We start from the raw sequence: 6,226 nt of genomic DNA, 5'->3' as shown, positions 1-6,226 counted from the left end.
GGTAGTGAGGAGGCCCCCCGGGAGCCCCCCCGTGAGGTGGCCGAAGCGGCCCGAGTTCCCCGGGCTCGCAGGGCCCCCGAGGAGCCCGTGGGAGGCTGACGGGAGCGTGTGCCCTGGCGAGGTGTGGCTGGAGAGGGGCAGGTCCTCCAGGTGCGGGGCGGCCTGGAGGACGGAGGAGATGCGCGCCCGTTCGCGCAGACCGAGCTGCCGCACGTCTCCAGGCGGCAAGGTGGCCGCGGCAGCGCCCCTGACACTCACCGCCAGCAGCAGCGACGCCCGCGGCCCTCCGGGGTCAGGGGCTGCCGCAGCCCCCCACTCGCGCCAGCATGGCCGCCGCCGCGCCCGCGACGAGGAGCGCCGTGAGCACGGCACGCCGGCGCCAGGGTGGGGCCGCGGGCGCGGACTGCTCCAGCCGCCTGCGCAGCTGCTCCAGGGTGCGCGGCTGCACCTCGCGCCGGAAGTGCTCGGTGGAGGTGTGCGTCTCCTCCAGGCGGCGGGCACAGCCCGGACACTGCTCCAGGTGCGCCCGGGCGGCCTTCTCCTCCGCGTCAGGGAGTCCTCCGAGCAACAGCGCGTCCAGGGTGAGTCCCGACAGGTGGGAGTGCTCGGGCAGGCTCATCGATGCGTCCTTTCATCCCGCAGCCGGGTGGCGGCCTCGGCCAGCGTGGCCAGCCGGTAGACGACAGTGCGGCGGGAGACGCCGAGCACCTGGGCGACCTGCACCTGGTTCAGGCCTTCCATGTGGTGCAGCCACGCCACCACCCGCACCGACTCCGGCACGCGCTCCATCAAACGTATCAGGAAGTCGCGACTGCCAAAGGTCTCCTCGGCGTGCGCTCCAGGCGAGTCCGGCAGCTCCCCGACTGGCTCGGCCTTCTGCTTGCCATTGCGCAGCTCGTTGAGACAGTAGTGCGTCGCGATTCGGTATATCCAGGGGAGCGCCTCGCTCGAGCTCTTCACCTTGTCCAGGTGCGTGTAGGCCCGGATGAAGGTCTCCTGCGAGGCATCCTCGGCGGCCGCGTCGTCCGCCAGGATCTTGCGGCACTTCGCGTAGATGAGCGGGCCGTAGGCCTGGTACAGCTCCATCCACCGTTTGTTGGACATGGCGCACCTCTATAGCCCTCGCGCGGTGCTGCTTCATGAGAGTTGCGCTGAAAAAGTCTTGCTCACTTTGGCTCGCTGCCGTGTTTCCCAGGACGGAAGGGCGAGGCGCCCGCCTGACCCAGACAAATCCCCGGACACCCCAAGGAGCAAGAGCATGATTCATCTGAAGATGAGGAGCCTGACGTGGGTGACAGTGACAATGGTCCTGGCCGCGTGCGGAGGCATGGACGTACAGGAGGCGCAGGAGGTGCAGGATGAAGGGCTGCCCACCGAGGCGGGACTCCCCGTCGACGGAGAGCAGCAGGAGGTGTACTTCACCGTGGATGAGACGGGACAGGTGCGTCAGGACGTCACGGGCGCCTGCCCTCATTGCGAGTCGCGGGGCGCCTTTGATGTCATCCACACTTCCCAGCTCTACGCCACCGGCTGGGCATGTACGCCGTACTATCCGGGCAAGATCTACAACATCTCCATCCAGCGCTACGCGGGCTACTACCAGGGCTGGATTCCGGTGGGCACGGGCGCGGCCAACCGTCCTCGCGACCCCGCTGTCGGGCAACTGTGTGGTGGCAATCCCAACCACGGCTTCCACATCCCACTCGGCTCCGGTGGCCCTGGCGCGTACCGGATGGTGGCGACTGCCTTTGAGCAGAATCCGATGTATCTCTATCCGACGTATCAGTACTGAAGCCCTCCGGCGGCCAGGGCCTCGATAGGCCCCGCCCGCCCGGCAAGCGCGGGCGGAGGGGCTCATGGACGGTCGGCCCGCGTGTCCATGCGGGCGCCTCGCCAGCGCTCCAGCGCGGCCTGTCCGGCCCTGTCCGGATGGGCCGCGCGGGCGTAGTCCTCCCGCGCATCCGCCAGCAGCCGGGCTACGCGATCCGGCTCCTGCCTGGCCGCCTGAAGTCCACGGGCGAGCAGGAGGCGCCGCGCGGCTTGGAGATTCGGGTCCACGCCCGAGCGCTCCGCGAGCCGCAGCGCCTGCTCCAGCAGGGGCAGGGCCTGGGAGGCGAGGCCCAGCGCCAGCAGGGCCTCGCCCTGCACCCGCAGCGCGTCGGACGCCTGCGGAGACAGCGCGCCCTGGGACTCCACCAACAGGGGGTGGCTTTGCCGGGCCTCTTCCAGCGCCTCGGCGGGCCTGCCCAGCCGCAGCAGGGTGGCCGCGCGAAACCCGTGTGCCCGCGCCGTCAAGGGGCCGCCGCCGCCCTCCGCCCGGGTGGCGACCTCCAGCGCGCGCTCGCGGGCACGCAGCGCCTCGGCGTGGCGGCCCCAGGCATCGTGGCAGTCCGCCAGGGCCTCCCAGCGCAGGCTCAATGAGCCGTCTTCCGGACTGCTCAAGGCCTCGAACCGGGTGAGGGCACGCGTCAGGATGGGAAGCGCCTCGGCGTGGCGGCCCAGCATCACCAGGGCCCTGGCCTGGTTGAACTGCGCGTGAGGATGGCGGTCGCTCTGCCGCGCCCCCAGCCGCTCGACCAGCCCCAGGGCCTGTTCGGCCCGGGCGAGCGCCTCCTCGTAGCGGCCCTCGGCGAGCAGCAGGCTGGAGCTGACCAGGTGGAGGGTGACCTGGGACAGGGACTCCGGAGGATAGGCGTCGGGAAAGGCGGTGGTGGCCTGCTCGAGCACGCGGCGCGCGTCCACGAGCCGGCCCCCCTCCCTGTACTGGTCCGTCAGGTTCAGCAAGGCCACGAGCGACGTGGGGTGCCGGGGGCCCAGCAGCCGCTCCAGGGTGGTCGCCACGCGCTCCAGGTGGTGCGTCCCCTCCACCCCGCGGCCCGCCTTCGCCAGCGCCAGCGCCAGGTTGCCTTCGGCGAGCGCCAGGCGGTAGTCGCGGGGGCCGTAGGCCCGCTCCAGCAGCAGCGCGGTGCGCCGCAGCGACTCGAGCGCGAGCGCGCTCTGGCCCAGCCTTATCTGCCCGGAGCTCCGGGTGGCCTCGAGCAGCGCCTCGAGTTGCAGCGGGGCGGTGAGTCTTGGGAGGAGCGCCGCGGCCTGGGCGTGCCACCACTGCGCCTGCTCCGTGAGGCCAGAGGTGAACAGGGACTGGGCGAAGTAGAGGCTGGCTTCCACGGCCAGACGGTCATGGCGGTGGGCCAGCGCGGTGTGCGCCGCCTCGGTGAAGAGGGGCCGGGCTTCGGGGGGCCGCAGGCTGGACGTGGCGCGGGCCAGGACGAGCAGGGCCTCCGCGAGCGTGGGGGCATGGCCCAGGGCGCGCGCCCGGGCCACGGCGGCCTGGCCCTCCTCGGTGGCCTGCTCGTAGCGGCCGCCCAGCCGCAGGGCGCTCACCCGGTCCAGTTCCTCGCGCAGGGCCGTGACGGCGGGCCGGAGCGACTCGGGCGCCGGCGTCACCTCGGCCAGCAGTCCCTCCACGTCCGCGCAGTCGGAGAGCGCCGGCAAGCCCGCGGCGGCCTGGACGGCGCGCTGGGCGGTGGCCTCGTCCGCCTGGGACAGCACCGCGCCCAGGGCGGCGAGCTGCTGCTTGCGCCGGTCCAGGCAGGCCATCCGCAAGGTGAGCACCTGCTCGGATTGTTCGCCGCGCAGGCGCGTGGCCTCGCAGGCCTGGCGGTGCTGCGCCGCCCACTCGTGGGCATAGGCGTCCAGCACCTGCCGCGTGCCTTCGAAGACGTCGCGGACGTAGGGCTTGCCGGTGGCGGCGAAGGCCCGCTGGACGCGCGCGCGGGCGGAGTCATCCCACACCCCCGCCAGGTGGGTGGGCGCGCCCTGGCAGAGCTGGGCGCGCTCGGTGGCGCGCAGGCGCCAGAGGGCCGTAGCCGAGGTGCCGGCGCCCAGCACGGCCGCAGCGCAGGCGCCCACGGCCAGCCAGCGCAGGCGTGCTTTCGCCGGGCTGCGGGTGAGGGCCTGCAGCAGCGCCTCCAGGGTGGAGGGACGCAGGCGCGGGTCCGGCTGCAGGCCCTGTCTCAGCGCGCGCACCACCCAGGCGGGCACCTCGGAGCGGCTGGGGGGCGGCAGCGGGTGGCTCCCGGCCATGGCCTGGAGTCGCTCCGCGGGGGTGTCGCCCGCGAAGGGGTATTGCTGGAAGAGGGCTTCGTAGAGGGCGACGCAGAAGGCGAACACATCACTGCGCGCGTCGGCGGGCTGGCCCAGGAGCAGCTCGGGGGCCAGGTAGCGCGGCGTGCCGGGCACGTCTCCCGGCTCGGTGAGGGGCGACTTCCAGGCGGCGCGCTGTCCGTCCGCAGGGAGCCCGGCTGGCAAAGTGCTCGCGCTGGACTCATCCCGCACCACGCCGAAGTCGGTGACGCGCACGCGCCCGTCGCGGCCCACCAGCACGTTCTCCGGCTTGAAGTCCCGGTGGACGAGCCGGGCGGCGTGCGCGGCGGCCAGCCCGCGGCCCGCGGACAGGAAGGCCTCCAGCACCTCGCGCCACGAGCGCTGCCGCTCCCGGCACCACTGGCGCAGCGTCTGGCCCTCCACGCACTCCATGGCGATGAAGATGCGGCCATCCTCCAGTGTCCCGGCGTCGTAGACGGCCACCACATGGGGGTGGGACAACCGCGCCATCGCCCGGGCCTCTCGCAGCAGGCGCGTCTGGGCCGTCGTGTGCGCCCCCTGTCCGGCGTGCAGCAGCTTGAGGGCCACGCGCCGGTCCAGCCTCGCGTCATAGGCGGCGAGCACCACGCCCATGCCGCCCTCGCTGAGCGGCCGCAGCACGGTGTACCGCTCGGCGACGAGCGTGCCCGGAGCGAGGCGCGAGGGCAGCGGCTCCAGCGACGACTCGGCCGGCCGAGGCGTGGCGGGAGGAGTCAGGACGTCGATGTCGTCTTCGGACCGGGGCGGCTGGACTGGCGTGCTCATCCGTTCCTGGCTCCCCGTCCCCCAGGGCCGAGTTGCGATGCAGGCCCTCCGGTGGCGCAAAGCGTATCAGTCCTCCGCGAGTGCCGGGTGGCGCAGGCCATGAGGTTGCATCCCCGGTGCGCGGGGGGAGCCGCACCGGGGAGGCGTCTTCTGCGGTGCTTCACCCGAAAGACCCGGCTGACGGTGAAAGTGCGCAAGCGCCTGAGAGGGATGGGGCGCTTTTGAGGAGGCGGGAGGGCGGAGCGCACCGAGGCGGCTCCCTCGCGCAGCGCATCTGCGCTGCACGATCAGGCCGGCCGAGGCCGACGCAGTCCTCGCGCCAGGAGGATGGCGAGCGTGAGCGCGGTGAGGGGCAGCACGAACCACCCCATGACGCGCGTGAAGCCGTGCAGGGCGTCGTGCTGCTGGGCGTCCAGGACAAGGTAGGCGGTATAGGCCACGTAGTAGGCGAAGAAGACGCCGCCCTCCCACCGGCTGATGACGTGGCCGGTGCGGAAGATGGGAAGGCACGCGACGGCCACTGCCAGCATCACCGGCAGGTCGAAGCTCACCACCGCGTCCGCCGCGGCCACCCCGCCGGGCGCCACGGTGGCGCAGAAGCCCAGCACCGCCAGGACGTTGAAGATGTTGCTGCCCACCACGTTGCCCACGGCGATGTCCCGCTCCCCCCGCATGGCGGCGAGGAGGGAGGTGGCCACCTCCGGCAGGGACGTGCCGCCGGCGATGAGCGTCAAGCCGATGACCAGCTCGCTCACCCCCAGCACCCGGGCGAACGCCACCGCGCCGGCCACCAGCCACCGCGAGCCCAGCACCAGCAACGCCAGGCCCACCGCGACGAAGAGCACGTCCCGCCACACGGGCCCGCGGGGGGCCGCTGCAGCCGCGCCCGGCGCCTGGCGCCGCTCACGCCGGCTGGCCACCACCGTCCACGCCGTGTAGCCCACGCCCCCGGCCACCAGCACCGCGCCGTCCAGGCGCGACACCCGGCCATCCAGGCACATCAGCAACAGCGCCCCGGACACGCCCACCATCAGGGGCACCTCGCGCCACACCAACTGCCGCACCACCACCAGCGGCGTCACCAGCGCGGACACCCCGAGGATGAGCAGCACGTTGCAGATGTTGCTGCCCACCACGTTGCCCAGCGCCAGGTCCGGCTGCCCGCGCAGGCTCGCGGAGAGGGTCACCGCCAGCTCCGGCGCGCTGGTGCCGAGCGCCACCACCGTCAGCCCCACCACCAGCGGGGAGATGCCCAGCGCCAGGGCCAGGCCCGACGCGCCCCTCACCAGCAGCTCGGCGCCGCCCACCAGCAACC

The 6,226-nt window shown here is 73.1% G+C and carries 6 protein-coding genes; 1 reads left to right on the top strand and 5 read right to left on the bottom strand.

From position 1 onward, the window contains the following. From HV824_RS36975 to HV824_RS34600, 3 genes are all read right to left on the bottom strand, one after another. Positions 1–213 (bottom strand): hypothetical protein (locus tag HV824_RS36975; RefSeq protein ID WP_217918003.1); only part of this gene is annotated, 213 nt, incomplete at its 3' end. 79 nt (positions 214–292) lie between these two features. Further along, on the bottom strand, positions 293–619 hold the full coding sequence (locus tag HV824_RS34605; protein WP_176417940.1) for an anti-sigma factor: 327 nt from the start codon (positions 617–619) through the stop codon (positions 293–295). Beyond that, on the bottom strand, positions 616–1,104 hold the full coding sequence (locus tag HV824_RS34600) for an RNA polymerase sigma factor (RefSeq protein ID WP_176417941.1): 489 nt from the start codon (positions 1,102–1,104) through the stop codon (positions 616–618). Before HV824_RS34600 ends, HV824_RS34605 begins: the two co-directional genes overlap by 4 nt. Positions 1,105–1,258: 154 nt before the next feature. On the opposite strand from HV824_RS34600, the gene HV824_RS34595 reads away from it, so the two are divergent. After that, positions 1,259–1,792, top strand: a complete 534-nt coding sequence (locus tag HV824_RS34595; protein WP_176425172.1) for a hypothetical protein — start codon at positions 1,259–1,261, stop codon at positions 1,790–1,792. Between the two features lie 62 nt (positions 1,793–1,854). On the opposite strand, the gene HV824_RS34590 is transcribed toward HV824_RS34595, so the two are convergent. Further along, positions 1,855–4,911 (bottom strand): serine/threonine-protein kinase, encoded by a 3,057-nt coding sequence (locus HV824_RS34590; protein ID WP_176425171.1) that lies wholly within the window; start codon positions 4,909–4,911, stop codon positions 1,855–1,857. A gap of 287 nt (positions 4,912–5,198) precedes the next feature. Then, on the bottom strand, positions 5,199–6,226 hold a 1,028-nt coding region (locus HV824_RS34585; RefSeq protein ID WP_217918002.1), incomplete at its 5' end, for a calcium/sodium antiporter.

It is taken from the genome of Myxococcus sp. AM009, assembly GCF_013372605.1.
In the GTDB taxonomy this organism is placed as follows: domain Bacteria; phylum Myxococcota; class Myxococcia; order Myxococcales; family Myxococcaceae; genus Myxococcus; species Myxococcus vastator.
This window is presented reverse-complemented; position numbering and strand designations above follow the sequence as displayed.